We start from the raw sequence: 1,580 nt of genomic DNA, 5'->3' as shown, positions 1-1,580 counted from the left end.
CTTGTCTTTTAACCTGTTCGGCGGGGTTTGGTGCCCACCTTGTGGTGGGCCGGTCGGGTGTGTGCCTGGCCGGTGGCCAGGACGAGTCCGACGTCGAAGCGCGGTGCGGTGACGCGGTTCTTCGAGCCGGGCGGTCGTCCCGGTCCGGGGCGGACCGGTTTCGGTGCAGTCGCTGGACAGACGATCTTCATATGGAGGTTGCGGAACCCGCGCCGGACGCGTGCCGGGGTGAGCTTGGCGGGTTCGGCAGGGCGTTCCCAGGGGTGGCGCAGGTCGGCGACCAACGGACGGGCCAGGCGCAGCTGCGCGTGGGCGGCCAGGACCAACCAGGTCCAGCGGTCGGCCGCCTGAGGGCTGCGCAGCTTGGGCTTGGTCCAGCCAAGGGTCTGTTTGAGCAGGCGGAAGGTGTGCTCGATGTCGAAGCGGCGCAGGAACATCCTCCAGTAGCGGTCGACCTCGGTGGCTTCGGCGTCAGCATCGGAGCACCACAGCCAGACCGGTTTGTTCACCCCACCGGAGGGCAGGTGCTCCACCGTCAGGCGGATCACGGTGCCCTCGATGATCGGTAATGGTCCATTGTGGTCGATCCAGGCGCTGCGGCGGGTCAGTCGTGGGTGCAGGCGGTTCCATGCCTGTGCGGTGGCGGTGCCGTAGAGACGGGTGTCGGTGCGGGTCAGCGCGTCCTCGGTGCCCCAGGTGGCCGGGTCACCGAAGACGAACTCGCCGCCATGCTTGGGGAATCGTCCGCCCAACGGGTTGTGGACCCGGGGTGGGGTCGGGCGGCGCAGTACCCGGTCCGACCGCATCCGTCCCAGCACCCGCACCGGCAGATCCGCCAACAGGCAGGCGATGCGGGGCGCGTCGTAGCCGGCGTCGAACACCACCAGCATCTCCGGATCGCCCCGCTTCCACTGGCCGGCGGCGATCAGCCGTTCGATCACTCCGCGCACCTGGGTGACGGTCACCGCGGCGAGATCGGCGCCGGGGGCGAGGCGGACCGCGTCCAGCAGGGCGGTCCACGACGTGCCACCGGTCTCCAGCGCGGCCACGAACGAGTACGGCCATCCCGGGATCATGCGGTGCTCGCCTTTGCCGCGGCCGTAGACATGGCAGAACGCGCGGTCCGGACAGGTCGCGCCATCCGGTCGCAACCAGGGTGAGACGTCGACCGCGAGCACCAGGCGGCCGTCGGCCGCCCGCGGCAACGGCATCCCGGCCAGCGCGTCGCGTAACCGGTCGACCTCGATACAGCCGTTGTTGACCGCGTCGTAGAGACCGCCGTGCCCGCGCCGATGCTCTGGCACCAACGACAGACCGACCAGTGTGCGCACTGGTCCGTCGGCGCACAGCACGGCGTCGGTCAGCTCGAACAGCCCGTCCGCCCGACGGGTCAGACACCGGTGGAACTCCCGCCGGAACCCGGACAACGCCCCGAGCGCCTGCTTGCGGTCGAGATGGTGCACACTGATCACGCAGCCCTTTGGTCGATCATCCTTCTGTCGCAAGAGTGATGATCAACCAAGGGCTGCTTCCATGATCAATCGGGGTGGACATCACCGACCGGGACCTAAAAAGACAAG

At 68.8% G+C, this 1,580-nt stretch carries 1 protein-coding gene; it reads right to left on the bottom strand.

What is annotated here, in order from left to right; translation table 11 throughout:
- Window positions 1-8: 8 nt before the first annotated feature.
- Entirely contained in the window at window positions 9-1,472 is a 1,464-nt protein-coding gene (locus ACZ7GX_RS45670; protein WP_498786922.1) for an NF041680 family putative transposase, read from the bottom strand.
- Between the last annotated feature and the right edge of the window lie 108 nt (window positions 1,473-1,580).

The sequence above is a fragment of the Actinosynnema sp. NPDC037264 genome, assembly GCF_055603705.1.
Note: the sequence above shows the minus strand (reverse complement) of the source record. Positions and strands in the feature narration are given on the sequence as shown.